General features: G+C 73.3%; 19 protein-coding genes. 15 read left to right on the forward strand and 4 right to left on the reverse strand.

Annotated features, from left to right (window positions below; genetic code table 11):
• The first annotated feature begins 94 nt into the window (after nt 1–94).
• The 3 genes from ACFWBN_RS19255 (at nt 95) to ACFWBN_RS19265 (ending at nt 2,164) form a co-directional block, all read left to right on the forward strand.
• Entirely contained in the window at nt 95–1,033 is a 939-nt protein-coding gene (locus ACFWBN_RS19255) for an alpha/beta fold hydrolase (protein WP_385178067.1), read from the forward strand.
• Nucleotides 1,030–1,914: an SDR family oxidoreductase gene (locus ACFWBN_RS19260; RefSeq protein WP_385178068.1), complete on the forward strand. Its 885-nt coding sequence runs from the start codon at nt 1,030–1,032 to the stop codon at nt 1,912–1,914. Before ACFWBN_RS19255 ends, ACFWBN_RS19260 begins: the two co-directional genes overlap by 4 nt.
• A gap of 76 nt (nt 1,915–1,990) precedes the next feature.
• Nucleotides 1,991–2,164: a hypothetical protein gene (locus tag ACFWBN_RS19265; RefSeq protein ID WP_385178069.1), complete on the forward strand. Its 174-nt coding sequence runs from the start codon at nt 1,991–1,993 to the stop codon at nt 2,162–2,164.
• 87 nt (nt 2,165–2,251) lie between these two features.
• Here the strand turns inward: ACFWBN_RS19265 and ACFWBN_RS19270 are convergent, their stop codons facing one another.
• Nucleotides 2,252–5,509 carry a S41 family peptidase gene (locus ACFWBN_RS19270; RefSeq protein WP_385178070.1) on the reverse strand — a complete coding sequence of 1,086 codons (3,258 nt, stop codon included), beginning with the start codon at nt 5,507–5,509 and terminating at the stop codon, nt 2,252–2,254.
• Between the two features lie 156 nt (nt 5,510–5,665).
• Between ACFWBN_RS19270 and ACFWBN_RS19275 the strand changes: the two genes are divergently transcribed.
• On the forward strand, nt 5,666–6,256 hold the full coding sequence (locus ACFWBN_RS19275; protein ID WP_385178071.1) for a TetR/AcrR family transcriptional regulator: 591 nt from the start codon (nt 5,666–5,668) through the stop codon (nt 6,254–6,256).
• A gap of 110 nt (nt 6,257–6,366) precedes the next feature.
• Entirely contained in the window at nt 6,367–8,559 is a 2,193-nt protein-coding gene (locus ACFWBN_RS19280; protein WP_385178072.1) for an MMPL family transporter, read from the forward strand.
• A gap of 78 nt (nt 8,560–8,637) precedes the next feature.
• On the opposite strand, the gene ACFWBN_RS19285 is transcribed toward ACFWBN_RS19280, so the two are convergent.
• Nucleotides 8,638–9,027, reverse strand: coding sequence for an SsgA family sporulation/cell division regulator (locus ACFWBN_RS19285; RefSeq protein ID WP_385178073.1), 390 nt, complete (start codon nt 9,025–9,027; stop codon nt 8,638–8,640).
• A gap of 187 nt (nt 9,028–9,214) precedes the next feature.
• Here ACFWBN_RS19285 and ACFWBN_RS19290 point away from each other — a divergent pair, with 187 nt between their 5' ends.
• Genes ACFWBN_RS19290 through ACFWBN_RS19305 form a run of 4 tightly spaced genes read left to right on the forward strand, consistent with a single transcriptional unit; the run spans nt 9,215 to nt 13,008 of the window.
• On the forward strand, nt 9,215–10,267 hold the full coding sequence (locus ACFWBN_RS19290; protein ID WP_385178074.1) for an energy-coupling factor ABC transporter permease: 1,053 nt from the start codon (nt 9,215–9,217) through the stop codon (nt 10,265–10,267).
• Nucleotides 10,268–10,284: 17 nt separating this feature from the next.
• Nucleotides 10,285–11,046, forward strand: a complete 762-nt coding sequence (cbiQ, locus tag ACFWBN_RS19295) for a cobalt ECF transporter T component CbiQ (protein ID WP_385178075.1) — start codon at nt 10,285–10,287, stop codon at nt 11,044–11,046.
• Nucleotides 11,034–11,822 carry an energy-coupling factor ABC transporter ATP-binding protein gene (locus tag ACFWBN_RS19300; protein WP_385178076.1) on the forward strand — a complete coding sequence of 263 codons (789 nt, stop codon included), beginning with the start codon at nt 11,034–11,036 and terminating at the stop codon, nt 11,820–11,822. Before cbiQ ends, ACFWBN_RS19300 begins: the two co-directional genes overlap by 13 nt.
• 28 nt (nt 11,823–11,850) lie before the next feature.
• Nucleotides 11,851–13,008, forward strand: coding sequence for a serine hydrolase domain-containing protein (locus tag ACFWBN_RS19305; protein WP_385178077.1), 1,158 nt, complete (start codon nt 11,851–11,853; stop codon nt 13,006–13,008).
• Nucleotides 13,009–13,459: 451 nt separating this feature from the next.
• Here ACFWBN_RS19305 and ACFWBN_RS19310 read toward each other — a convergent pair whose 3' ends face one another.
• The gene (locus ACFWBN_RS19310; RefSeq protein WP_385178078.1) at nt 13,460–15,097 is read right to left on the reverse strand and encodes a penicillin-binding transpeptidase domain-containing protein; all 1,638 of its coding nucleotides are present in this window, start codon (nt 15,095–15,097) and stop codon (nt 13,460–13,462) included.
• 217 nt (nt 15,098–15,314) lie between these two features.
• On the reverse strand, nt 15,315–17,084 hold the full coding sequence (locus ACFWBN_RS19315) for a dolichyl-phosphate-mannose--protein mannosyltransferase (RefSeq protein ID WP_385178079.1): 1,770 nt from the start codon (nt 17,082–17,084) through the stop codon (nt 15,315–15,317).
• 78 nt (nt 17,085–17,162) lie between these two features.
• On the opposite strand from ACFWBN_RS19315, the gene rsmI reads away from it, so the two are divergent.
• From rsmI to ACFWBN_RS19345, 6 genes are all read left to right on the forward strand, one after another.
• Entirely contained in the window at nt 17,163–18,059 is an 897-nt protein-coding gene (rsmI, locus tag ACFWBN_RS19320; RefSeq protein ID WP_385178080.1) for a 16S rRNA (cytidine(1402)-2'-O)-methyltransferase, read from the forward strand.
• Nucleotides 18,060–18,219: 160 nt separating this feature from the next.
• The gene (locus tag ACFWBN_RS19325) at nt 18,220–18,705 is read left to right on the forward strand and encodes a hypothetical protein (RefSeq protein WP_385178081.1); all 486 of its coding nucleotides are present in this window, start codon (nt 18,220–18,222) and stop codon (nt 18,703–18,705) included.
• 10 nt (nt 18,706–18,715) lie between these two features.
• On the forward strand, nt 18,716–19,627 hold the full coding sequence (locus ACFWBN_RS19330; protein WP_385178082.1) for a TatD family hydrolase: 912 nt from the start codon (nt 18,716–18,718) through the stop codon (nt 19,625–19,627).
• A gap of 1,290 nt (nt 19,628–20,917) precedes the next feature.
• The gene (locus ACFWBN_RS19335; protein ID WP_385178094.1) at nt 20,918–22,267 is read left to right on the forward strand and encodes a ubiquitin-like domain-containing protein; all 1,350 of its coding nucleotides are present in this window, start codon (nt 20,918–20,920) and stop codon (nt 22,265–22,267) included.
• Nucleotides 22,264–23,166, forward strand: coding sequence for a 16S rRNA (adenine(1518)-N(6)/adenine(1519)-N(6))-dimethyltransferase RsmA (rsmA, locus tag ACFWBN_RS19340; protein WP_385178083.1), 903 nt, complete (start codon nt 22,264–22,266; stop codon nt 23,164–23,166). Before ACFWBN_RS19335 ends, rsmA begins: the two co-directional genes overlap by 4 nt.
• A complete protein-coding gene (locus ACFWBN_RS19345) occupies nt 23,163–24,071 on the forward strand; it encodes a 4-(cytidine 5'-diphospho)-2-C-methyl-D-erythritol kinase (RefSeq protein WP_385178084.1) in 909 nt (302 codons plus the stop codon). Before rsmA ends, ACFWBN_RS19345 begins: the two co-directional genes overlap by 4 nt.
• Nucleotides 24,072–24,299 lie beyond the last annotated feature (228 nt).

The raw sequence follows: 24,299 nt of genomic DNA on the forward strand, positions 1-24,299 counted from the left end.
CCTCGGGCGAGGGTGGAGTTGCCCCTGGCCGGGCTGGATTTGCCTCCGGCGGGGCGGGAGTTGCCCCCGGCGAGGCTGAAACCGAGGGTGCGGCATGAGTCGCGTAGGGCATGTCACCGTCGGGCGGTACGCGCCGCCCGTTGCGCGGCGGGAGCTCGTTGCCGTTTCCGCCGACGGGGCGCGGCTGCACGTCGAGGTGCACGGGGAGGACGGGGCGCCGGCCGTGGTGCTGGCGCACGGCTGGACCTGTTCCACCGCCTTCTGGGCCGCCCAGGTACGGGAGCTGGCCAAGGACCACCGGGTCATCGCCTACGACCAGCGCGGCCACGGGCGCAGCCCCGCCGCCCGCGCGCACAGTACCGCCGCCCTCGCTGACGACCTGGTGGCCGTGCTCGGCGCCACCCTCGCCCCCGCGGAACGGGCCGTCGTCGCCGGGCACTCCATGGGCGGGATGACGATCATGGCGGCCTCCGGGCGGCCGGAGTTCGCCGAGCACGCCGCCGCCGCGCTGCTGTGCAGCACCGGCAGCGCCCGGCTGGTCGCGGAGGCGCAGGTCCTGCCGCTGCGCGCCGGGCGCGCGCGGACCCGTATCACCGGCGCGGTCCTCGGTTCCCGCGCCCCGCTCGGGCCGGTCACGCCCGCCGCCCGGAAGGTCCTGAAGTACGCCACCATGGGCCCCGGCTCCGCTCCCGACAAGGTGGAGGCGTGCGCCCGTATCGTGCACGCCTGCCCCACGGGCGTACGGCACGCCTGGTCCCAGGTGCTGGCCGGGCTGGACCTGGACGCCGACGTGTCCCGGCTCACCGTGCCCACCGCCGTCATCGGTGGAACGAAGGACCGGCTGACGCCCGTCGTGCACGCCCGCGGGCTCGCGGCCGCGCTCCCGAAGTGCGTGGGGCTCACCGAGCTCACCGGCATGGGGCACATGACGCCGATCGAGGCCCCGGAGGCCGTGACCAACGCCGTGCGCGAGCTGACCGCGCAGTTCCTGGATCAGCCCAGCCTCGAACAGAAGAAGGAGGAGTCGCTGTGAGTGCTCGCAGGAGTCTGGAAGGCCAGGTCGCCGTCGTCACCGGCGCCGCCCGAGGGGTCGGCGAACTGCTCGCCCGCAAGCTGTCGGCGCGCGGCGCGAAGGTCGCCCTGGTGGGGCTGGAGCCGGAGGCGCTCAAGGAGGTTTCCGAGCGGCTGCACACCGACAGCGACCACTGGTACGCCGACGTCACCGATCACGAGGCCATGGCCCGCGTGGCGCAGGAGGTCAAGCAGCGCTTCGGCAAGGTCGACATCGTCGTCGCCAACGCGGGCGTGGCCGCCGGCGGGCCGTTCGCCGACTCGGACCCCGACGCGTGGCGCCGGGTGATCGAGGTCAACCTCATCGGCGGCGCCGTCACCGCCCGCGCCTTCCTCCCCGTCCTGATGGAGAGCCGCGGCTACTTCCTCCAGATCGCCTCGCTCGCCGCGATCACCCCGGCGCCGATGATGACCGCGTACTGCGCCTCCAAGTCGGGCGTCGAGGCCTTCGCCCACTGCCTGCGCGCCGAGGTCGGCTACAAGGGCGTCAAGGTCGGCGTCGGCTACCTCTCCTGGACCGACACCGACATGGTGCGGGGCGCCGACCAGGACGAGGTCATGCGGGAGCTGCGCCAGCGGCTGCCGTGGCCCTCGAACCGCACCTACCCGCTGGGGCCGGCCGTCGACCGGATCGTCGCCGGCATCGAGCGGCGCTCGGCGCACGTGTACGCGCAGTGGTGGCTGCGGGGCATGCAGGGGGTCCGCGGCTACCTCCCCGGGATCATCTCGACCGTCGGACAGCGCGAGATGAAGCGGTTCGAACCGCGACTGGCCAGTGTTTCCAAGGGTCTTGTGGGAGCCGGCGGGGCCGCGGACGAGAAGGAGCGCACGCAGAGTCACTAGCCGAAATGCGAGCCATGTCCGGTCATGCCAGTCTGGTCGAGGCCCCACCACCAACACCCCTCATGGAGTGAAGAGCATGGGTATCAAGGACCAGTTCCAGGACAAGGCGAAGCAGCTCGCGGACCAGGCCAGGGCCAAGGCCCAAGGCGCGCAGGACGAGGCTTCCGAACGTTCCTCGCAGGCCGAACAGGACGCGAAGTCGCAAGCCGAGAAGGCCCGTGACACCTTTGACGACCGCTTCGAAGACTGACCTCGCGCAACAGGGCACCGAGCACTGAGCAGTAGTGAGTGAGGGGCGCGATCCGTACGTTCCACGGATCGCGCCCCTTACGCATGCTCACTCCCGAGGCGGCAGCTTCGGGCGGCGGCGGTCCGGGACGTCCGTGTAGCCGGGCGGCACCGCGGCCGGGTCCTGCTCCAGCAGTTCCAGCGCCAGGTACACGGCATCGTCCAGCTGGGCGTGCCGCCCCTCCGCCCAGTCGAGCGGGGTGCGCAGGATCTCCAGGTCCGGCTCCACGCCGTGGTTCTCCACCGACCACCCGTACTCCGGGAACCACGCCGCGTTCATCGGCACCGTGATCACCGTGCCGTCGCCGAGGGTGTGCCGGCCGGTCATGCCGACCACCCCGCCCCAGGTCCGCTGTCCGACCACCGGGCCGAGCCCCAGCAGCTTGAAGGCCGCCGTGATCATGTCCCCGTCCGAGGAGGTCGCCTCGTCGGCCAGCGCGACGATCGGACCCCGGGGCGCGTTCGAGGCGTACGAGACCGGCTGGGCGTTGCGCGTCAGGTCCCAGCCGAGGATCGAGCGGGTCAGCTTCTCCACCACCAGCTCGCTGATGTGCCCGCCCGCGTTGCCGCGTACGTCCACGATCAGCGCGGGCCGGGACATCTCCATCCGCAGGTCGCGGTTGAACTGCGCCCAGCCCGAGCCGCCCATGTCGGGGATGTGCAGGTAGCCGCACCGGCCGCCGCTGACCTCCCGGACCACCTCGCGCCGTTTGGACACCCAGTCCTGGTAGCGCAGCGGCCGCTCGTCGACCAGCGGCACGATCGCGACCCGCCGGGAGCGGCCCTCGCCCTCCGCGGGCTGGAAGGTCAGCTCGACGGTGGTGCCCCCGGCCGCCGCGAGCAGCGGGTACGGGCCGGTCACCGGGTCCACCGGGCGCCCGTCGACGTGGGTGAGCACCGCGCCGTCGCGGATGCCGGTGCCGGCGAGCGGGGAGCGGGCCTTGGAGTCGGAGGACTCGCCGGGCAGGATCCGCTTGACCACCCAGCCCTCCTCCCGGTGCACGAGGTTGGCGCCGAGCAGCCCGATGGCCCGCTGGTAGTGCGGCGGGCCCTCGTTGCGGCGCGCGGGGGAGACGTAGGCGTGCGAGGTGCCGAGTTCGCCGAGCACCTCGCGCAGCAGGTCGGCGAACTCGTCGGGGGAGGCGACCCGTTCGACGAGGGGGCGGTACTGGCGCAGCACCCCGTCCCAGTCGATGCCGCACATCTTCGGCTCCCAGAAGTACGCGCGGATGAGCCGCCCGGCCTCCTCGAAGGCCTGGCGCCACTCGGCCGCCGGGTCCACCTCGTGCAGGATGCGCCGCAGGTCCAGGTAGACGGTCGAGTCGCTGTCGCCCGACTCGGTCGCCGGGACCGCCCGCAGGTCCCCGTCGTCGTTGATGACGAGCCGGGTGCCGTCGCCGCTGACCGCGAACCAGTCGAGCCCGGAGGCCAGTTCGGTCTTGCGGGCCTTGGTGAGGTCGAAGTGCTCCAGCGTCGGCTTGCCGCTGATGTCGGCCGGGTTGGCGAAGGTCTCGCCGAGCGCGCCGGAGATCGGCCAGCGCAGCCAGACCAGCCCGCCGCCGCTCACCGGGTAGAGCGCCGAGTACTTGGACGCGGTCACGGGGAACGGGGTGACCCGGCTCTCCAGACCCTCCACCTCCACGATCACCGCGCCGTCGGCGGAGTCCCCCTCCGCCGGGTCGAGCCCGCCCGCCGCGGGCCGCCCCTCGGCGGACAGCGCGAAGGGCGAGGGGGTGGCCGAGGACAGCGGCACCAGGTACGGGCGGCAGCCCAGCGGGAAGGACAGGTCGCCGGTGTGCACGTCGTAGACCGGGTCGAAACCGCGCCACGAGAGGAAGGCGAGGTAGCGGCCGTCCCGGGTGAAGACGGGATTCTCGTCCTCGAAGCGGCCGTTGGTGACGTCCACGACGAGGCGGGCCCCGGGTCCCGAGATCCGCGCCATCTTGATCTGCCGCAGGGAGCGCCCGATCCCCGGGTGCGACCAGGTCAGCCAGGCCCCGTCCGGCGAGAACGCCAGGTCGGTCACCGGCCCGTTGATGGACCGGATCAGCTCGGTGACCTCGCCGTTGGACTCCTCGGTCGCGTCGATGAGCAGCAGCCGCCCGTCGTTGGAGGCGATGGCCAGGCGCTCGCCGTCCGGATCCGACAGCAGTTCCAGTACGCGCCCCAGCTCGCCGGAGGCCAGCCGGCGCGGCTCCCGCTCCCCGGAGGCCCGCGGGAGGTAGGCGATCTCGATCGCGTCCTCGCCCTCGGCGTCGGTGACGTAGGCGACCTGCCCGCCGGAGCCCAGCATCTCGGGCAGCCGCACCCGGACGCCGGGGGTGTCGGCGATGGTGCGGGCCGGTCCGTCGCGGTGGGTCAGCCAGTACAGGCTGCCGCGCACCACGACCGCGCTGGCCCGCCCGGTGGCGTCGACGGAGAGGGAGTCCACGTGGCTGGCGGCCGGCACCTGGTACGTACGGCGGCCCGCCCGCGGGCCGCCCAGGCGCACCGGGAGCTTGCGCGGGACGGCGTCCGGGGCCAGGGATTCGACGAGCCAGAGGTCCCCGGCGCACTGGTAGACGATCCGGGAGCCGTCGCTGGAGGCGTGCCGGGCGTAGAACTCCTCGTGGTCGGTGTGGCGGCGCAGGTCGGTGCCGTCGGGCAGGCAGGAGTACAGGTTGCCGATGCCCTCGTGGTCGGAGAGGAAGGCGATGCGGCCGTCGACGAACATGGGGGAGTCGAGGTGGCCCTCCACGTCCGCCAGCAGCCGTTTGCCGTGCAGCCACAGCCGGCCGGTGGCGCCGCCCCGGTAGCGCTTCCAGGCGGCGGGCTCGTGCGGGGGCTTGCCGGTGAGCAGCAGGCTGCGGTGCTCCCCGTCGACGTCGGCGACCTGGATGTCGGAGACCGGGCCCCAGGGCAGGCGGCCGCCGGGGCTGCCGTCGACGGGCAGCTTGTAGGCCCAGGAGTAGTAGGAGAACGGCTGCCCGTGCGAGGAGACCGCCAGGATGTTGCCGTCCGGGTCCCAGCCGCAGACCCGGGTGTCGGTGGAGCCCCAGTGGCTGAGCCGGCGGGCCGGCCCGCCGTCCACGGGGGCGAGGTGGATCTCGGGGTCGAGGCTGCGCCAAGTGGTGAAGGCGATGTGCCGGCCGTCGGGGGAGAAGCGGGGGTGCCCGACCCGGGTCCGGTCGACGGTGATCCGCCAGGCCCGGCCGGGGGTCTGTCCGTCGGGGACCAGCGGGGCGACCCAGAGGTCGTCCTCGGTGGCGAAGCACAGCAGGTCGTCGTGCAGGTGCGGGAACCGGAGGTACGCGACGTCGTGACTCACCCCCCAATGCTTTCCGCGCGAAGGGGGCCTGGCAACTCGTACAGGTGATCCATGCCACTCTCCAAAGCGAAACGGAACGGTTTCGTTTCGCTCGGGGCGGGGGTATGGTCTTAAGCGTACGGAACAGTTTCGTTCGTTCGGATGGGAGGCGCGGAGATGACCGAGGCGATGTCGGCCCGGCGCAGCCGGATCACCCCCGAGCGGGAAGCCGAACTCCACGGGGCGGTCCTCGACCTGCTCCGTGAGGTCGGCTACGAGGCGCTGACCATGGACGCGGTCGCGGCCCGTACGAAGTCCAGCAAGGCCACCCTTTACCGCCAGTGGGGGAGCAAGCCCGAACTGGTCGCCAAGGCCCTTCGATGTACGCAGCCCGTCTCGCTGCGGGAAATCGACACGGGCAGCCTGCGCGGCGACTTCGCGCGCATGGTGGAGCACTCCGACGACGCGCAGATGGCCAAGGACACCGCACTGATGCGGGGTCTGGCCCATGCCGTGCACGAGAGCCCGGAACTCCACAAGGCGCTGCGGGACCTGCTGGTCGATCCCGAGATCACCGGTCTCCAGGTGATGCTCCAGCGCGCGGTGGACCGGGGCGAGATCCGCCCGGACTGCCCGGCGCTGGATTTCGTACCGCACATGCTCATCGGGGCGTTCATCGCGCTCCCGCTGATCGAGGACCGTCCGGTGGACCGGACCTTCCTCGGTGACTTCATCGACGCCGTGGTCTTCCCCGCCCTCGGCGTCTGATCCTCCCCGTCCCCATGCATTGCTCCCGCTGTTCCTGACACGCCGCTCTCGTCGTCGGGCCGGCTTTTCCTGCCCTTCCATCCCACGACCTGAACGGGAGAACCACCGACGTGGCTACCTTCCTCTACCGGCTCGGCCGAGGCGCCTTCCGGCGCCGCCGCTTCGTCGCCCTTGTGTGGGTCGCGCTGCTGTTCGCCGCCGGCTTCGGCGCGGCGACGGCTTCCGCGCCCACCTCCGGCTCGTTCTCGATACCCGGCACGGAGGCCCAGAAGGCCTTCGACCTGCTGGACGAGAAGTTCCCGGGCATGGCCGCCGACGGCGCCACCGCCCGCATCGTCATCAAGGCCCCGGCGGGCGCCAAGGTCACCGACCCCGCCCCCAAGGCCGAGGTCGAGAAGATCGTCGAGGGTCTGAAGTCCGGCCCCGGCAAGGACCAGATCTCCTCGGTCGCCGACCCGTACCAGGCGCAGGCCGTGAGCCAGGACGGCTCCACCGCCTACGTCAGCACCAAGTACAAGGTCAGCGGCATGGAGCTGACCGACGCGACGCGCGAGGCACTCAAGGACTCCGGCAAGGAGGCCACCGCCGCGGGCCTGAACGTCCAGATCGGCGGCGACGCCCTGATGGCGGCCCCCGAGACCGGCTCCGGCGAGATCATCGGCATCCTGATCGCCGGCATCGTCCTGGTCATCACCTTCGGCTCGCTGATCGCGGCCGGACTGCCGCTGCTGACCGCGCTGATCGGCGTGGGCATCGGCATCTCCACCATCACCGCGCTCGCCAACGTGCTGGACCTCGGCTCCACCACCTCCACCCTCGCGATGATGATCGGCCTCGCGGTCGGCATCGACTACGCCCTCTTCATCGTCTCCCGCTACCGCGCGGAGCTCGCCGAGGGCCGCGAGCGGGACGAGGCCGCCGGCCGCGCCGCCGGAACCGCCGGCTCCGCCGTGGTCTTCGCCGGTCTGACCGTGGTCATCGCCCTCGTGGGCCTGGCCGTCGTCAACATCCCCATGCTGAGCAAGATGGGCTTCGCGGCCGCCGGAACCGTGGTCATCGCGGTCCTGGTCGCCCTGACGCTGGTCCCCGCCATCCTGGGCTTCGCGGGCAAGAAGGTGCTCCCCGCGGGCGAGAAGAGCAAGCTGTTCGGCAAGGGCAAGCCCGCCGGTACCGAGAAGAAGGCCAACGGCGGCACCCGCTGGGCCCGCTTCGTCCTGCGCCGCCCGGTCATGGTGCTGCTGGCCGGTGTGATCGGCCTCGGCATCATCGCCGTCCCGGCGAGCAAGCTGGAGATGGGCCTGCCGGACGACGGCGCCCAGCCGGTCTCCACCACCCAGCGCCAGGCGTACGACCTGCTGTCCGAGGGCTTCGGCCCGGGCTTCAACGGCCCGCTGATGGTGGTCGTGGACGGGGACAAGGCGCTCGCCGACTCCACCGTCGAGCGGATCAAGGGCCTGGAGGGCGTGGCCGCGGTCATGCCGCCCATGCCCAACGAGGCCGGCGACGCCTCGATGATCACCGTCATCCCGAAGGACCGCCCGTCCTCCACGCAGACCGAGGACCTGGTCCACGAGATCCGCGACGGCAGCGGGAACGACGTCATGGTCACCGGCGCCACCGCGATGAACATCGACTTCTCGCAGAAGATGAACGACGCGCTGCTGCCCTACCTGGCGCTCGTCGTCGGCCTCGCCTTCCTGCTGCTGATGCTGGTGTTCCGCTCGATCCTGGTCCCGCTCAAGGCGGCCCTCGGCTTCCTGCTCTCGGTCGTCGCCGCCCTCGGCGCCGTCGTCGCGGTCTTCCAGTGGGGCTGGCTCGGCTCGCTCTTCGGCGTGGAGCAGACCGGCCCGATCATGTCGATGATGCCGATCTTCATGGTGGGTGTCGTCTTCGGCCTGGCCATGGACTACGAGGTCTTCCTCGTCACCCGCATGCGTGAGGCGTACGTCCACGGAGAGCGCCCCGGCCAGGCCGTGGTGACGGGCTTCCAGTACAGCGCCCGGGTGGTCGTGGCCGCCGCCGTCATCATGATCGCGGTGTTCTCGGGCTTCATCGGAGCCAGCGAGCAGATGGTCAAGATGATCGGCTTCGGCCTGGCCGTCGCCGTCTTCTTCGACGCCTTCGTGGTCCGGATGGCCATCGTCCCGGCGGTGCTCGCCCTGCTCGGGCACAAGGCCTGGTGGCTGCCGCGCTGGCTGGACCGGCTCCTGCCGAACGTGGACGTGGAGGGCGAGAGCCTGCGCAAGCACCTCGCCGCTTCCCCGGAGGGCCCGGACAAGGACCGCGAGCTGGTCAACGCCTGACCCGGCCCCGTACGTCCGTACGCACAAGCGGCCCGGCCCCGTACCTGAACCTCAGGTACGGGGCCGGGCCGTTTACGCCTAACGGGTGGTGGTGGCGTACGTACGGCGCAGGAAGCGCCGCAGTACCGCGATGTCGAACTGGATCACGGCGACGCCCTCGGGGGAGTGGAACTCGACGACCGCCTGGACGCGGCCGCAGGGCCAGACGCGTACGTCCCCGGTCCCGGTCGGGGCCAGCAGGCCCGCTTCCAGCAGGGCGCGGGGGAAGACCCACTCGTTGTCGGTGCCTTCGGGGGTGACGTCCGCCGGGAAGACGATCCGTACGGCCAGCGGCTCTGCGGGGGCGAAGCGCAGGGCGACGGGGATCGCCCGGTAGAGGGGGTCGTCCGTGATCACGCGGGCGCGGACGCGCTCCTCGACGGCGGTCGGGGTCATGGTCGCTGGGGGGTTCTCGGCGGGTGCTGACATCGACCTGCTCCTCGGATTCCAGTTGTTCAGAAATCGGAGTGTTTGAGTCTGTTTGTCCGTCCAGCCTCGCACATTCCGACGAAAGCGCGCGGTGCTATTTGTGACGCGGACGCTCTTGCCAACGGTTTGCAATTGGGCACTACTCTTGAACGGTTAAAGACTGCGTAACCGGATGCGGAGCCTCTCCATGCATGTGCCCGACGGATTCATCAATGCACCCGTCTCGGTGGCCGCCGGAGTGGCGGCCGCCGCCGCGGTCGCCGTCAGCCTCCGCGGCGCCCGCCGCGAGCTCGACGAGCGCACCGCCCCGCTCGCCGGCCTCGTCGCCGCCTTCATCTTCGCCGTGCAGATGCTGAACTTCCCGGTCGCCGCGGGCACCAGCGGACACCTGCTGGGCGGAGCGCTCGCCGCGATACTCGTCGGCCCCTACACCGGCGTGCTGTGCGTGTCCGTCGTCCTGCTCATGCAGGGCATCCTCTTCGCCGACGGCGGGCTCACCGCCCTCGGCGTCAACATCAGCGTCATGGGCGTCGTCACCGTCGTCATCGCCTACGCGATCTTCCGCGGGCTGCTCAAGGCGCTGCCGCCCACCCGCCGCTCCGTGACCGCCGCCGCCTTCGCCGGAGCCCTGCTCTCGGTGCCCGCCGCGGCCGGCGCCTTCACCGCCATCTACGCCGTCGGCGGCACCACCGACGTGCCCATCGCCAAGGTGTTCACCGCCATGGTCGGCGTGCACGTGCTCATCGGCATCGGCGAGGCCGCCATCACCGCCGCGACCGTGGGCGCCGTGATCGCCGTACGGCCCGACCTGGTGCACGGCGCGCGCGGGCTCACCGCGCCGCTGAAGCTGCGCGTGGGCGGCGAGCTCGTCGACGCCCCGGCCGCGGCCCCCGCGCCGGCCCCCGCCGCCGCCCGCTCCACCCGGAAGGTGTGGGCCACCGGCCTGGTCACCGCCCTCGTCCTCGCCGGATTCGTCTCCTTCTACGCCTCCGCCAGCCCCGACGGCCTGGAGAAGGTCGCCGCCGACAAGGGCATCGACCAGAAGGTCGAGGAGCACGCGGCCGCCGACTCCCCGCTCGCCGACTACAGCGTCAAGGACGTCGACGACGCCCGCCTCTCCGGCGGCCTCGCGGGCGTCATCGGCGTCGGCGCGACCGTCGCCGTCGGCTCCGGGATCTTCTGGACCGTGCGCCGCCGCCGTACCGACGAGCCGGCCGCGGCCGCGCCGTCGGCGGTCTGAGAAGCCGAGGTCCCGGAATGGGAGCGGGCCACGCGCACAGGCTCTACCGGCACGGGCATTCGCCCGTCCACGAGCTGCCCCCGCACTGCAAGCTCGCCGCGACCTTCGCCTTCGTGGTGATCGTCGTGTCCACACCGCGCGAGGCGGTGTGGGCCTTCGGGCTGTACGCCGCCCTCATCGCGGCGGCCGCGGCCGTGGCCCGCATCCCGGCCGGCTTCCTGCTGCGCCGACTGCTGATCGAGGTCCCGTTCGTCGCCTTCGCCGTGCTCATGCCCTTCGTGGCGGAGGGCGAGCGGGTCGACGTCCTCGGCATGTCGCTCAGCGTCTCCGGCCTCTGGGGAGCCTGGAACGTCCTCGCCAAGGGCACGCTCGGCGTCGCCGCCTCCGTCCTGCTCGCCTCGACCACCGAACTGCGGGCCCTCCTGCTGGGCCTCCAGCGCCTCAAGCTGCCGCCGCTCCTCGTGCAGATCGCCTCCTTCATGATCCGCTACGGCGACGTGATCGGCGACGAGCTGCGCCGGATGTCCATCGCCCGCCGCTCCCGGGGGTTCGAGGCCCGCGGCATCCGGCACTGGGGGGTGCTGGCCAAGACGGCCGGCGCCCTCTTCATCCGCTCCTACGAGCGTGGCGAGCGGGTCTACCTCGCGATGGTCAGCCGCGGCTACGCCGGCTCGATGCCGGTGATCGACGACGTCGTGGCCACGCGCGCCCAGTGGGCGTACGCGGCCGCACTCCCGGTGACGGCGCTCGCCGTCTGTCTGATGGGATGGACCCTGTGAACCCCGCTCCGTCTCCTCCGTCTTCCCCGTCTCCTCCGTCCCTCGAAGTGACCGGTCTCGCCTACGCCTACCCCGACGGCCACCAGGCCCTCTTCGGGGTGGACCTGAGCGTCGGGCGCGGCGAGCGGGTCGCCCTGCTCGGGCCCAACGGCGCCGGCAAGACCACGCTGGTGCTGCACCTCAACGGCATCCTGACCGGCGGGGTCGGCTCGGTGACGGTGGCCGGGCTGCCGGTGGAGAAGCGCAACCTCGCCGAGGTCCGCCGCCGGGTCGGCATCGTCTTCCAGGACCCCGACGACCAGCTGTTCATGCCGACCGTCCGGGAGGACGTGGCCTTCGGACCGGCCGCGGCCGGGATGCGCGGCGCGGAGCTGGATCAGCGGGTCCGCGAGGCCCTGGAACAGGTCGGCATGGCCGACTTCGCCGACCGGCCGCCGCACCACCTCTCCTTCGGCCAGCGCCGCCGGGTGGCCGTCGCCACCGTCCTGGCGATGCGGCCCGAGATCCTCGTCCTGGACGAGCCCTCCTCCAACCTCGACCCGGCCTCGCGGCGCGAGCTCGCCGACATCCTGCGCTCGCTCGACGTGACCGTGCTGATGGTGACCCACGACCTCCCGTACGCGCTGGAGCTGTGCGCGCGCTCCGTCATCCTCAGCGAGGGCGTCATCGCGGCCGACGGCCGCACGCAGGACCTGCTGTGCGACGAGCCCCTGATGCGGGCCCACCGCCTGGAGCTGCCCTTCGGCTTCGACCCCCGTTCGGTCTCCGTGGCATAAGGACCGGCCGTCGATTGTTGGGGTCGACGTGAACATTCAGGGTGTGGTGGCCGAGGGCTTCGAGCCCGTCAGGGACGCGTTCGTACGCAACTTCGAGGTGCTCGGCGACCGGGGCGCGGCCGTGGCCGTCTACCGCGACGGCCACAAGGTCGTCGACCTGTGGGGCGGCACCAAGGACGCCAACGGCACCGAGCCCTGGGCCGAGGACACCGCGCAGATCGTCCGCTCCGCGACCAAGGGCGTGGCCGCCGCCGTACCCCTGCTGCTGCACCAGCGCGGACTGCTGGACCTGGACGCGCCGGTGAGCTCGTACTGGCCGGAGTTCAAGGCGGGCGGCAAGGAGCGGACCCTGGTCCGCCACCTCCTGTCCCACCGGGCCGGCGTCCCGGCGCTGGATCGCGGACTGACCGTCGCCGAGGCCGCGGACGGGGTCAGCGGGGCGCGCGCGGTCGCCGCGCAGCGGGCCTTCTGGGAGCCGGGCACCGAGCACGGCTACCACGCGCAGACCTTCAGCTGGCTGCTGTCCGAGCTGGTGCTCCGCGCCACCAGGCGCACCATCGGTTCGATCCTGGCCGAGGAGATAGCCGAGCCGCTGGGCCTCGACTTCTGGATCGGCCTGCCGGAGGGCGAGGCGCACCGGGTCGGGCGGGTGGCCCCGGTCGACCCGCCGTCCGGCGCGGGCACGCTCAAGACCCGGCCGCGGCGCAACGTCTCCGAGGCCTACGCCGACCCCGGCTCCCTCACCCGCCGCGCCTTCGCGGCCATCGACCCCCAGCCGGACGAGAACGACCCCGCCTACCAGGCCGCCGAGCTCCCCGGCTCGGCCGGCATCGGCACGGCGCGCGCCCTGGCCCGCTTCTACGCGGCCACCATCGGGGTGGTGGAGGACGGCGCGCGGGTCTTCACCCCGGCCACCACTGCGCTGGCCGCGCGGGAGCTGTCCTCGGGCCCCGACCGGGTCCTGGTGGTGAACACCCGCTTCGGCCCCGGCTACATGCTGCACGGCCCGGCCTCCCCGCTGCTCACCCCGGCCTCCTTCGGCCACCCGGGCCGCGGCGGCTCCCTGGCCTTCGCGGACCCGGAGACGGGCATCGGCTTCGGCTACGTCACCAACGCCCACGCCAAGTCGGTCACGGCCGACCCCCGAGCCCAGGCCCTGGTCAGGGCCCTGCGCACCCTTTCTTGACGCGCCGCTCGCACGGCTCGGCCCTGGCGGGCCTCCCCGGCTTCGCGCCGCTGCGCCGGACTCCGTCCGTCGGCCTGCCGGTTGGCGGGCCGGTGCCCTTCGGGTCTTTGGGCTCGGGCCCGGAGGCGGGGCGCGGGTTGCCGCTGTGCGGAGCGGCCCCCTCCCCGCCCTTCCACCGTTCCCTGGGGCTCCGCCCCAGACCCCGCGCCTCAAACGCCGGCGGGGCTGGATGTGCCCCCGGCGTGCTGGGGCGACCGTCCCTTTCAGGCTGACGGCAGCCAAATCCAGCCTCGCCGGCGTTTGAGGCGCGGGTCCGGGCAGAGCCCGGCGGGGTCTGGGGCGGAGCCGCCAGGAGCGGCGCCGCACACAGGGGCAATCTCAGCCCCGCAGGCGATTGAGGCGCGGGGTGCGGGGGCGGAGCCCCAGCAGCGGTGCCGCACACGGGGCTGTCTCAGCCGGCGTTGAGGACCTGGGCCACGATCGGCCCGGCGGCGTCGGAGCCGTGGCCGCCGCCCTCGACCATCGCCGCCGCGGAAACGTCCCCGCTGTAGCCGGTGAACCAGCTGTCCGGGCTGCCCGAGCCGCCGACCTCCGCGGAGCCGGTCTTCGCCCCCTTGTCGGAGCCGCCGACGGCGGCCATGGTCTGCTGGGCCGTCCCGCTGCTCGCCGTCAGCCGCATCATGGAGACCAGCTGCTGCTGCACCGAGGGCTTCATGCGGCGCTGGGCCGTCGCGATCGTACGGCCGTCGAGCTCCGGGGAGACCAGCAGCGGCTGGCGGAACACCCCGGTGCGCGCGGTCGCCGTGATGGACGCGACGTTCAGCGGGTTCATGGTGATCCGGCCCTGCCCGATGTACCCGGCGGCCTCCTCCGCACCCGTCGCCGTCGGGACCTTGCCGTCGACGGACACGACGCCCGTCCTCCAGTTCAGGTCGATGCCGAAGACCTCCGTGGCCTGCTTCGACAGCGCGGCATCGTCCTTCACGAGGTCGATCGGCTTGATGAAGGCGGTGTTGCAGGACTTGGCGAAGGCGGTCGCGAAGGTCGCGCCCGGCGCGTCGAAGTTCTTCAGGTTGTGGAAGGTGCGGCCGCCCCACTGCGCGTCCTTCGTGCACTCCGCCGGCTTGTCGGCCGCGACCAGCCCCCGCTCGATCAGCATCGCCGCCGTCACGATCTTCATCGTGGAGCCGGGAGCCCTCGCACCCTTCATCGCCGCGTTGAAGCCGTCGGCGCGGTGGTTGGCGACGGCCAGGATGTGCCCGCTGCTCGGCTGGACGGCGACCACCGAGGCCTCGGGGTACTTGGCGACCGCCTGCTCGGCGGCCGCCTGCACCTTCGCGTCCAGGTACGTCTTCAGCACGCTCGGTTCGCCCTCGACCAGCGTCAGCAGCGTCCGCTTGGGCCCGCCGGCCGGTTCGATCCACACCTCGGCTCCGGGCTTGCCGCCCGTCTTGCCGCCGTAGGTGGTGCGCAGCTCGTCGAGGACGGGCCGCAGCGAGGGGTACTTCTCCGCGCTCAGCTCCTCGCCGTTGCGGTCCACCGCCTTGACCGGCGGGGTGGCCGGCGCGCCCGCGCGCAGCTTCTCGCCCTTCTGGAGCTGCGGGTGGAGGATCGACTCCTGCCAGTCGACCAGCGGCTTCCCGCTGGTCAGGCCCCGCACCACCGTCAGCTGGGAGTCGTAGGCTAGCGGCTTGGTCACGCCCTCGTACGTGATCTCCGCCTCGACCTTGTACGGCACGGCGGTGCCCTTGGCCGCGCCGGGGGTGATCACCGCCTTCGACACGTGCGCCTTGGTCTTGAACTCCCCGACCGCGGTCTGCGCGGCCGCGGGGTTGTTCGTCAGGTCGGCGGCCGTCCGCTCGTCCCCCGCCGCCCACGCGGCCAGGAAGGCCTTGGCGGCCGCGGCGGCCTCCTTCTCGGTGACGGGCCCGCTGCCCTTTTCCGCCTTGACGGAGGTGGCGCTGTTGGTCCCGCCCCCGCTCTTGCCGTCCCCGCTGTCCCCGACCAGGGCGTACACCCCGTATCCGGCCCCGCCGACCATCGCCAGGAACACCCCGCCGACGATGGCACCCTTCGCTGCCCCGTTCACTGCTGTCCTTCCCCCGTGATCCCAGCTCTCTGAACATGTTCAAAGAACCTCTGGTGCAGACCTTACGTGGTGCCACGGCTCCGGACCGTGCTTGTTACCGGACCGTCATGTCGACGGCGGGAAGGGTGGGGAAGGCGGCCGGAGATGACGGAAGGGCCCTCCCGGCACACGGGAAGGCCCTCCGACGGGCGCCGTAGGACGGCCCGCTGCCGCCTGGCTAGACCCAGGTGTCCAGCCACATGCGGCTGCGCCAGGAGTCCATCGGCAGGGTCTGGCCCGTGTAGATCGGCCAGAAGTAGATGAAGTTCCACACGATCAGCAGGACCAGCACCCCCGCCCCGATCGCGCCCAGCGCCCGCCGCCGCTCGCTCGACCCGGCCGGGCCCAGCAGTGCGCCGATCATCATCGCCACCGCCAGGCACAGGTACGGGACGAAGACCACCGCGTAGAAGAAGAAGATGGTCCGCTCCTGGTAGTTGAACCAGGGCAGCAGGCCCGCACCCAGCGCGCACGCGATCGCGCCCGCCCGCCAGTCGCGGCGGAAGAACCACCGCCACAGCACGTACAGCAGCGCGAAGCAGCCCGCCCACCACAGCAGCGGGGTGCCCAGCGCCAGCACCTCGCGGGCGCACTTGCCCGCCTCGGTCGCCGGGCAGCCGTCGGTGCCGGGCGCGGGGGACTCGTAGAAGTAGGAGACGGGCCGGCCCAGGACCAGCCAGCTCCACGGGTTGGACTCGTAGGTGTGCCCCGACGTCAGGCCGACGTGGAACCGGTAGACCTCGGTCTCGTAGTGCCACAGGCTGCGCAGCCACTCCGGCAGGAACGACAGCGAGCTGTTCTGGTCGTTCTTGGCCGCCCAGTCGCGCAGGTAACCGCCCTTGCCGTTGTCCGGACTGAAGATCCACCCCGACCACGAGGCGACGTACGTGACGACCGCGACCGGGACGAGGGCCAGGAAGCCGGGCCAGTTGTCGCGGCGCATCATCGCCGCGTGCGGGGAGCCCGCGCCCGCGGTGCGCCGCGCGGCGGTGTCCCACAGCACGGTGAGGACGCCGAAGAACGCCAGGGCGATGAAGCCGTTCCACTTCGTACCGGCCGCCAGACCCAGGCAGACGCCGGCCAGGATCCGGTACGGGCGCCAGCCCAGCCGAAGCGTCTCGGCGATCTTCATGTCGGGTCTGGTCCGGCCCTCGTCGTCCACCGGGAGCGCGGCCGCGAGCCGGGCCCGGGCCCGGTCCCGGTCGATGAGCAGCGCCCCGAAGGCGGCCAGCACGAAGAACATCAGCACCAGGTCGAGCAGCGCGGTGCGGCTCATCACCAGGTGCAGGCCGTCCACCGCGAGCAGCGTGCCGGCCAGGCACCCCAGGAAGGTCGAGCGGAAGAGGCGGCGCCCGATCCGGCACAGCATCAGCACCGACAGGGTGCCGAGCACGGCGGTCATGAACCGCCAGCCGAAGGGCGTGAAACCGAACATCCACTCGCCCAGCCCGATCACCCACTTGCCGACGGGCGGGTGCACGACGTAGCCCGGGTCCAGCGGGAGGGAGACCCCGTCCGGGTTGGCGAGGATCGACTTGTCGATGTCCTTCGGCCAGCTCGCCTCGTAGCCCTGCTTGATCGTGGCCCAGGCGTCCTTGGCGTAGTACGTCTCGTCGAATATCACCGCCTTCGGGCTGCCCAGGTGCACGAACCGCAGCACCCCGGCCACCGCCGCCACCAGCAGCGGCCCCGCCCACGACAGGATGCGCTGCCAGGTCCCCCACACCTCCGGCGGCAGGCCGAAGGTCATCCACAGCTGTGGAGAGGGCTTGGCGTACGGGGGCACCAGGCGGGTGCGGACGTCCGCGCGCGGCGCCCCGGCGGCGCCCGGCACGTAGCCGAAGGCGCGCAGCCGGCGCAGCCAGGTGGACGGCTCTTCTTCGCGTCCCGCCGGCGGGGCGGGCGGGGCCCCCGCGGGGCTGGGCGGCGGCATCGCGGTACTGGTCACCGGCACATCGTAGGGAAAGGATCTGTGAGAGCCCCAGCGGCGGGGAACGTGGGGGCGGCGGGCTGAGAGGATGGGCGGGTGACAACTGACCAGCCCCGCGGTATCGAGACCTCCTCTCCGGCCGGCGTCCTGGTGCTCGCCGGCACCCCCATCGGCGACCTCGCGGACGCCCCGCCGCGCCTCGCGGCCGAGTTGGAGCGGGCCGATGTGATCGCCGCCGAGGACACCCGGCGGCTGCGCCGGCTGACCCAGGGGCTCGGCGTGCACACCACCGGGCGCGTCCTGTCGTACTTCGAGGGCAACGAGTCCGCGCGCACCCCCGAGCTGGTCGAGGCCCTGGCCGGCGGCGCGCGGGTGCTGCTGGTGACCGACGCGGGCATGCCGTCGGTCTCCGACCCCGGCTACCGGCTGGTCGCCGCCGCCGTGGAGAAGGACATCAAGGTCACCGCCGTCCCCGGGCCGTCCGCCGTGCTCACCGCGCTGGCGATGTCCGGGCTGCCGGTGGACCGCTTCTGCTTCGAGGGGTTCCTGCCGCGCAAGGCGGGCGAGCGCCTCGGCCGGCTGCGCGAGGTCGAGGCCGAACGGCGCACCCTCGTCTACTTCGAGGCCCCGCACCGGCTCGACGACACCCTGGCCGCCATGGCCGAGGTCTTCGGCGCCGACCGGCGGGCCGCCGTGTGCCGCGAGCTGACCAAGACGTACGAGGAGGTCAAGCGCGGCGGGCTCGGCGAGCTGGCCGCCTGGGCCGCCGAGGGCGTGCGCGGCGAGATCACCGTCGTCGTGGAGGGCGCCCCCGCGGCCGCCCCCGGCGATGTGGACGACGAGGAGCTCGTGCGCCGCGTACGGGTGCGCGAGGAGGCGGGGGAACGGCGCAAGGAGGCCATCGCGGCCGTCGCCGCCGAGGCCGGGGTACCCAAGCGCGAGGTCTTCGACGCGGTCGTCGCGGCAAAGAATGCGGCACAAAAGGTGCCGTAAGTCGGTAAAGAGCTAACCTGAAAAGCAAAGCTCAGACCGCGCACCGGGCGCTTTGGGCATGAGTCGCCCAAAGACCGTCCAACACTAGACAGGGCCTGATGCGCTCCCGCCCGAAGAGGCGTCCACTGGCAATGGCACCAGTGGAACAAGAGGAGCTGGCATGAGTGAGATCGCTGACACCCCCGTACCCGTCTCCGTCGTACCCGCCGAGGCCGGCGTGCAGACCGTGCACGAGGCGTACTCCTTCGCCTGCATGAGGTGCGGGTACGGCTGGGAGCAGGCGTACGCGATAGAACACCACGTCGACGGCACGGGCCAGCCGTTCATCATGTACACGGTCAAGGGCGAGCGGGTTTCCTCCCCGCTGTCCAACCCGACCTGCCTGAACTGCGGCGGACACGTCGTACGCATCATGCGCGCGGGCCAGGTCTCCTCGGTGCTCGGCACGATCGACCAGCTCTACCACCACCGCATCGCTCCCGGAATCGCCGGACCGGTGCCCGCGGGCGTGGACCTCCCCAGGCCCCCGAAGCCGCGCAAGACGCCCAAGCCGCACGACGCCCCCGGACCCGTCGCCATCGACGCCGCCGAGGAGGAGCGCCGGGGCTGGCTCTCCCGACTGCTGGGGCTCTTCCGCCGGTCATAAGATCGGCCGTATGACCACCTCTTCAGCCTCCAAGGACGCACTGCCGCCGCTGCCCGAACCCCTCCGGGTGGCGGTGGCGGACTCGCACACGCATCTGGACATGCAGTCCGGGACCGTCGAGGAGGGCCTGGCCAGGGCCGCCTCGGTGGGCGTGACCACGGTCGTCCAGGTCGGCTGCGACGTGAAGGGCTCCCGATGGGCCGCGGAGACCGCCGCCGCGTACGAGAACGTCCACGCGGCGGTCGCCCTGCACCCGAACGAGGCCCCCCGCATCGTCCACGGCGACCCTGGGGGCACCTCCCAGCCCCCTGGGGCTGGGGGAGGCTGGTCCCGCCAGGGCGCCCGCACCGGCGGCGGAGACACGGCCCTCGACGACGCCCTCGCCGAGATCGAGGCACTGGCCGCCCTCGACCACGTCAAGGCGGTCGGCGAGACCGGGCTGGACTACTTCCGCACCGGCCCCGAGGGCATGGCGGCGCAGGAGCGCTCCTTCCGCGCCCACATCGAGATCGCCAAGCGGCAGGGCAAGGCCCTCGTCATCCACGACCGCGAGGCCCACGCCGACGTGCTCCGCATCCTGCGGGAGGAGGGCGCGCCCGAGCGGACCGTCTTCCACTGCTACTCCGGGGACGCGGACATGGCCCGCGAGTGCGCCGCCGCCGGCTACTACATGTCCTTCGCCGGCACGGTCACCTTCAAGAACGCGGCGCCGCTGCGCGAAGCCCTGGCCGTCGCCCCGCTGGAGCTGGTGCTCGTCGAGACCGACGCCCCGTACCTGACCCCGGCGCCGTACCGCGGACGGCCCAACGCGCCGTACCTCATTCCGCTGACGGTACGGGCGATGGCCGCGGTCCGCGGCATCGACGAGGACGCGATGGCCACCGCCCTGGCGGCGAACACGGCGCGCGCCTTCGCCTACTGACCCGCCCGGTCGGACCCGGCACGCGTCGACACTCTGTGTAGCCACGCGACTTTGGTCCGTGACGACTCCTCCGCTATGGTGCCGTGCCCGAACCAGCGGGTCCGGACCACCAGTGGAGCGAGCGTCGTGAGCGATACGCAGGGCAGTCACCGCCATGGCGGTCCCGTCCCGGGGGCGTACGAGCCCGCGGCCTGGCCGGCCGCGGGGAGCCCGTCGCCTTGGCCGGCGGGCGCCGGGGATTCGGAGCCGCAGCCCTGGTCGGGGGGTACGGGGGATTCGGAATCAGGGTCGCTCGCCTCGGCGGGGGCGTCACGCTGGTCGGCCGGAGGCGGGGATCCGGAGCCGCAGCCTTGGTCGGCGGGTGCGGGGGACTCGGAGGCCGGGCCGCGCGCTTCGGCGGGGTCACCCTGGCCGGCGGGTTCGGGGGACCCGGAACCCGGGCGGCTCGCCCCGGCGGGGGCGTCGCCGTGGCCGGCAGGCGCCGGGGATCCGGAGGCACAGCCCTGGCCGACCGGCACGGGGGACTCGGAGGCCGGGTCGTTCGCTTCGGCGGGGGCGTCGCCCTGGCCGGCCGGAGGCGGGGATTTGGAGCGGCAGCCCTGGCCGGCGGGTACGGGGGATCCGGAACCCGGGCGGCTCGCCCCGGCGGGAGCATCACCCTGGCCGGCGGGTGCCGGCGACCCGGAGCGGCAGCCCTGGCCGACCGGCACGGGAGACCCGGAGGCCGGGTCGCTCGCTTCGGCGGGGGCGTCGCGCTGGCCGGCGGGTTCGGGGGAGTCGGAATCCGCGCGGCCCGTCCCGGCGGGGGCGTCGCCCTGGCCGGCCGGTGCCGAAGGCCTGGGTGCGGGACCGCTCCCGCCGGAGCCCGGACCGGGGGTTCCCTCCCCGCGCGGCGGGGACCGCCGGGCGGCCCGGCGGGCTCGCGACCGCGCGACCCCACCACCGGCCCCCGCCGCGTCGCAGGCCCCCGGCACCGGCCGCCGGGCCCGCGGCCGTACGGCCCCACCCCCCGCCGAGCCGCTGCCCGAGCAGCCCCCCGCCGTCGAGGCGCCCTACGCACCGGCCGCGCCGGGACCGGGCCGTCGCCGAGCCCGCGGCCGCACGGGCCGGTCCGCGCCGGACCCCGCCGGGCCCCCGGCCGAGTGGGCCGCCGCCGGGGCGCTGTCCGAGACCGCCGCGCCGGGCTCGGGCCGCCGCCGGGCCGGGAGCCGCACGGGCGGGCCCGCCCCTGACCCCGCCGCGCCGTCCGCGGAGTGGTCGGCTGCCGTGGCACTGTCCGACCCCCCGGCCATGGACTGGCACGCGGCCGAAGCACCGCAAGCCCCCGCGGCGCCCGGCTCGGGCCGCCGCCGGGCCCCCGGCCCGGGCCCGGGGCCGACACCCGGCAGCGGCACCGGCCCCACCGCGGGGTCCGGGTCGGGCCGCCGGGCCCGGGGCCGCACCACCACCATCGAGCCCCCGCCAGGGCCCGGCCCCGCCACGGGCCACCGCGCCCGCGGCCGCACCGCCCCCGCCGCCCCGGAAGGCATCCTCACCCCCGCCACCCCGGCAGGGAACTGGCGGCGCCTCGTACCGCAGGCCCTCGTCGTCGCCTTCCTCGCCGGCGGCACCACCGCCTTCGTCGCCGCCGACAAGTCCGTACGCCTCACCGTCGACGGAGTCCCCAAGAACCTCCACACCTTCGCCGACGACGTGGAAGAACTCCTCGCCGCCGAAGGCCTCGGCGTCGGCCCCCACGACCTCGTCGCCCCCGCCCCCGGCGAACCCCTCGAGGACGGCGAGGAGGTCGTCGTCCGCTACGGCCGCCCCCTCCACCTGACCCTCGACGGCCAGCGGCGCGAGGTGTGGACCACCGCCCGCACCGTCGAGGGCGCGCTCCGCCAGTTCGGCATCCGCGCCGAAGGCGCCTACCTCTCCGCCCCCCGCACCGCCCCCGTCCCCCGCACCGGCCTCGCCCTCAGCGTCCGCACCGAACGCAGCGTCACCTTCATGGCCGACGGCCGCGAACGCACCATCCGCACCAACGCCGCCACCGTCCAGGAAGCCCTCGACCAGGCCGGCATCACCCTCCGCGGCCAGGACACCACCTCCGTGCCCCCCGGCTCCTTCCCCCGCGACGGCCAGACCGTCACCGTGCTCCGCATCACCGGTACCCGCGAGGTCCGCGAGGAGCGCATCGCGTACGAGACCGAGAAGGTCGAGGACGACACCCTCTTCGCCGGCACCGAGGTCGTCGAGCGCGCCGGCCGCCCCGGCGCCCGCAGGGTCACCTACGGCCTGCGCACCGTCAATGGCGTCCGCCAGAAGCCCCGCCGCATCGCGGAGGAGATCGTCCGCGAGCCCGTCACCCAACTGGTCAAGGTCGGCACGAAGCCGCTCCCGACCTCCGTCGCCGGCGCCGACGGCCTCGACTGGGGCGCACTCGCCCAATGCGAGTCCGGCGGCCGCCCCGGCGCCACCGACGCCTCGGGCACGTACGGCGGCCTCTACCAGTTCGACGTCCGCACCTGGCAGGCCCTCGGCGGCAGCGGCCGCCCCCAGGACGCCCCGGGCACGGAACAGACGTACCGGGCGAAGAAGCTCTACGTGCAGCGGGGGGCGAGTCCGTGGCCCCACTGCGGCCGTAGGCTTTACCGGTGAGCACCGCAGAGCAGCAGCCCAACGAGAACCCTTCTGACGCCCTCCTCGGCCCCGCCGACATCCGGGAGCTGGCCGCCGCCCTCGGCGTACGCCCGACGAAGCAGAAGGGCCAGAACTTCGTCATCGACGCCAACACGGTGCGCCGCATCGTGCGCACCGCCGAGGTGCGCCCGGACGACGTGGTCGTCGAGGTCGGGCCGGGACTGGGCTCGCTGACGCTCGCCCTGCTGGAGGCGGCGGACCGGGTCACCGCCGTCGAGATCGACGACATCCTCGCCGCGGCGCTGCCCGCCACCATCGAGGCCCGGATGCCCGAGCGCAAGGACCGCTTCGCGCTGGTCCACTCCGACGCGATGCTCGTGACGGAGCTGCCCGGCCCGGCGCCGACCGCGCTCGTCGCGAACCTGCCGTACAACGTGGCCGTGCCGGTGCTGCTGACCATGCTCGACCGTTTCCCGACGATCGAGCGGACCCTGGTCATGGTGCAGGCGGAGGTCGCCGACCGGCTCGCCGCCGAGCCGGGCAACAAGGTGTACGGGGTCCCCTCCGTCAAGGCCAACTGGTACGCGCACGTCAAGCGCGCCGGATCCATCGGCCGCAAGGTGTTCTGGCCCGCCCCGAACGTCGACTCCGGTCTCGTCTCGCTGGTGCGGCGCACCGAGCCGATCAAGACCACGGCCACGAAGGCCGAGGTCTTCGCGGTCGTCGACGCGGCCTTCGCCCAGCGCCGCAAGACGCTGCGCGCCGCGCTGGCCGGCTGGGCCGGATCGCCGGCGGGCGCCGAGGCGGCGCTGGTCGCCGCGGGCGTCTCGCCGCAGGCGCGCGGCGAGTCGCTGACGGTGGAGCAGTTCGCCGCGATCGCCGAGCACAAGCCCGAGGCGGAGAGGCCCGCGCTGTGAGCGAGCGTACGAGCGTGACCGTACGGGTCCCCGCGAAGGTCAACGTGCAGCTCGCGGTGGGCGCGGCCCGCCCCGACGGCTTCCACGACCTGGCCAACGTCTTCCTCGCCGTCTCCCTCTTCGACGAGGTCACGGCGACCGCGGCCGACGAACTGAAGGTGACCTGCGCGGGTCCGGACGCCGACCAGGTGCCCCTGGACCGCACCAACCTCGCGGCGCGCGCCGCCGAGATCCTGGCCGCGCGGGCGGGTCTCGACCCCTCCGTCCACCTCCACATCGCGAAGAACATCCCCGTCGCGGGCGGCATGGCGGGCGGGAGCGCGGACGGAGCCGCCGCCCTGCTGGCGTGCGACGTCCTGTGGGGCCTGGACACCCCGCGCGCCGAACTGCTCGACATCTGCGCGGAGCTGGGCAGCGACGTCCCCTTCAGCCTCGTCGGCGGCGCCGCGCTCGGCACGGGCCGCGGCGAGCTGCTGACCCCGGTGGAGGCCGGGGCGTTCCACTGGGTGTTCGCGGTGGCCGACGGCGGGCTGTCGACCCCGGCCGTCTTCCGCGAGTTCGACCGCCTCACGGCCGGTACGCGCATCCCGGAGCCGGTGGCCTCGCCGGCCCTGCTGGCCGCCCTGGCCTCGGGCGACCCGGACGCGCTGGCCCCCGTCCTGGCCAACGACCTCCAGACGGCGGCCCTGTCGCTGCGGCCGTCCCTGGCCGACACCCTTGCCGCGGGCACCGAGGCCGGGGCCCTGGCCGCGCTGGTCTCGGGCTCCGGGCCGACGACTGCCTTCCTGGTCCGGGACCCGGAATCGGGGGCGAAGGTGGCGGCGGCCCTGGAAGCGTCGGGCACGTGCCGCGCCACCCGCGTGGCCTCGTCCCCGGCCCCCGGAGCCACGCCCCTGCCGTCCTGACCCTGCCGGCCGGCTCTCGGGGCTCCGCCCCGAACCCCGCGCCTCAATCGCCGGCGGGGCTGGATGTGGCCCTGCCGTCCCGTAGGTGCGGCGCCGCTGCCGGGGGCCAGCCCCCGGACCCCCGCGCCTCAAACGCCGGCGAGGCTGGAGCTTCAGCCCCCCCCGCGGGTGTTGGGGGGGGGCTGGGGGGGGGCCCCCCGGGAGTTATAAACAAAAGGTCCGGGCCCC

The organism is Streptomyces sp. NPDC059989, assembly GCF_042736975.1.
Lineage (GTDB): Bacteria > Actinomycetota > Actinomycetes > Streptomycetales > Streptomycetaceae > Streptomyces.

Bases quoted from the DNA above. Each gene is read 5' to 3' on its own strand.
- ACFWBN_RS19265 (WP_385178069.1), top strand. From the start codon at position 1,991: ATGGGTATCAAGGACCAGTTCCAGGACAAGGCGAAGCAGCTCGCGGAC.
- ACFWBN_RS19275 (WP_385178071.1), top strand. From the start codon at position 5,666: ATGACCGAGGCGATGTCGGCCCGGCGCAGCCGGATCACCCCCGAGCGG.
- ACFWBN_RS19325 (WP_385178081.1), top strand. From the start codon at position 18,220: ATGAGTGAGATCGCTGACACCCCCGTACCCGTCTCCGTCGTACCCGCC.
- ACFWBN_RS19255 (WP_385178067.1), top strand. From the start codon at position 95: ATGAGTCGCGTAGGGCATGTCACCGTCGGGCGGTACGCGCCGCCCGTT.
- cbiQ (WP_385178075.1), top strand. From the start codon at position 10,285: ATGGGAGCGGGCCACGCGCACAGGCTCTACCGGCACGGGCATTCGCCC.
- ACFWBN_RS19285 (WP_385178073.1), bottom strand. From the start codon at position 9,027: ATGTCAGCACCCGCCGAGAACCCCCCAGCGACCATGACCCCGACCGCC.
- ACFWBN_RS19330 (WP_385178082.1), top strand. From the start codon at position 18,716: ATGACCACCTCTTCAGCCTCCAAGGACGCACTGCCGCCGCTGCCCGAA.
- ACFWBN_RS19290 (WP_385178074.1), top strand. From the start codon at position 9,215: ATGCATGTGCCCGACGGATTCATCAATGCACCCGTCTCGGTGGCCGCC.
- ACFWBN_RS19335 (WP_385178094.1), top strand. From the start codon at position 20,918: ATGGACTGGCACGCGGCCGAAGCACCGCAAGCCCCCGCGGCGCCCGGC.
- ACFWBN_RS19300 (WP_385178076.1), top strand. From the start codon at position 11,034: ATGGACCCTGTGAACCCCGCTCCGTCTCCTCCGTCTTCCCCGTCTCCT.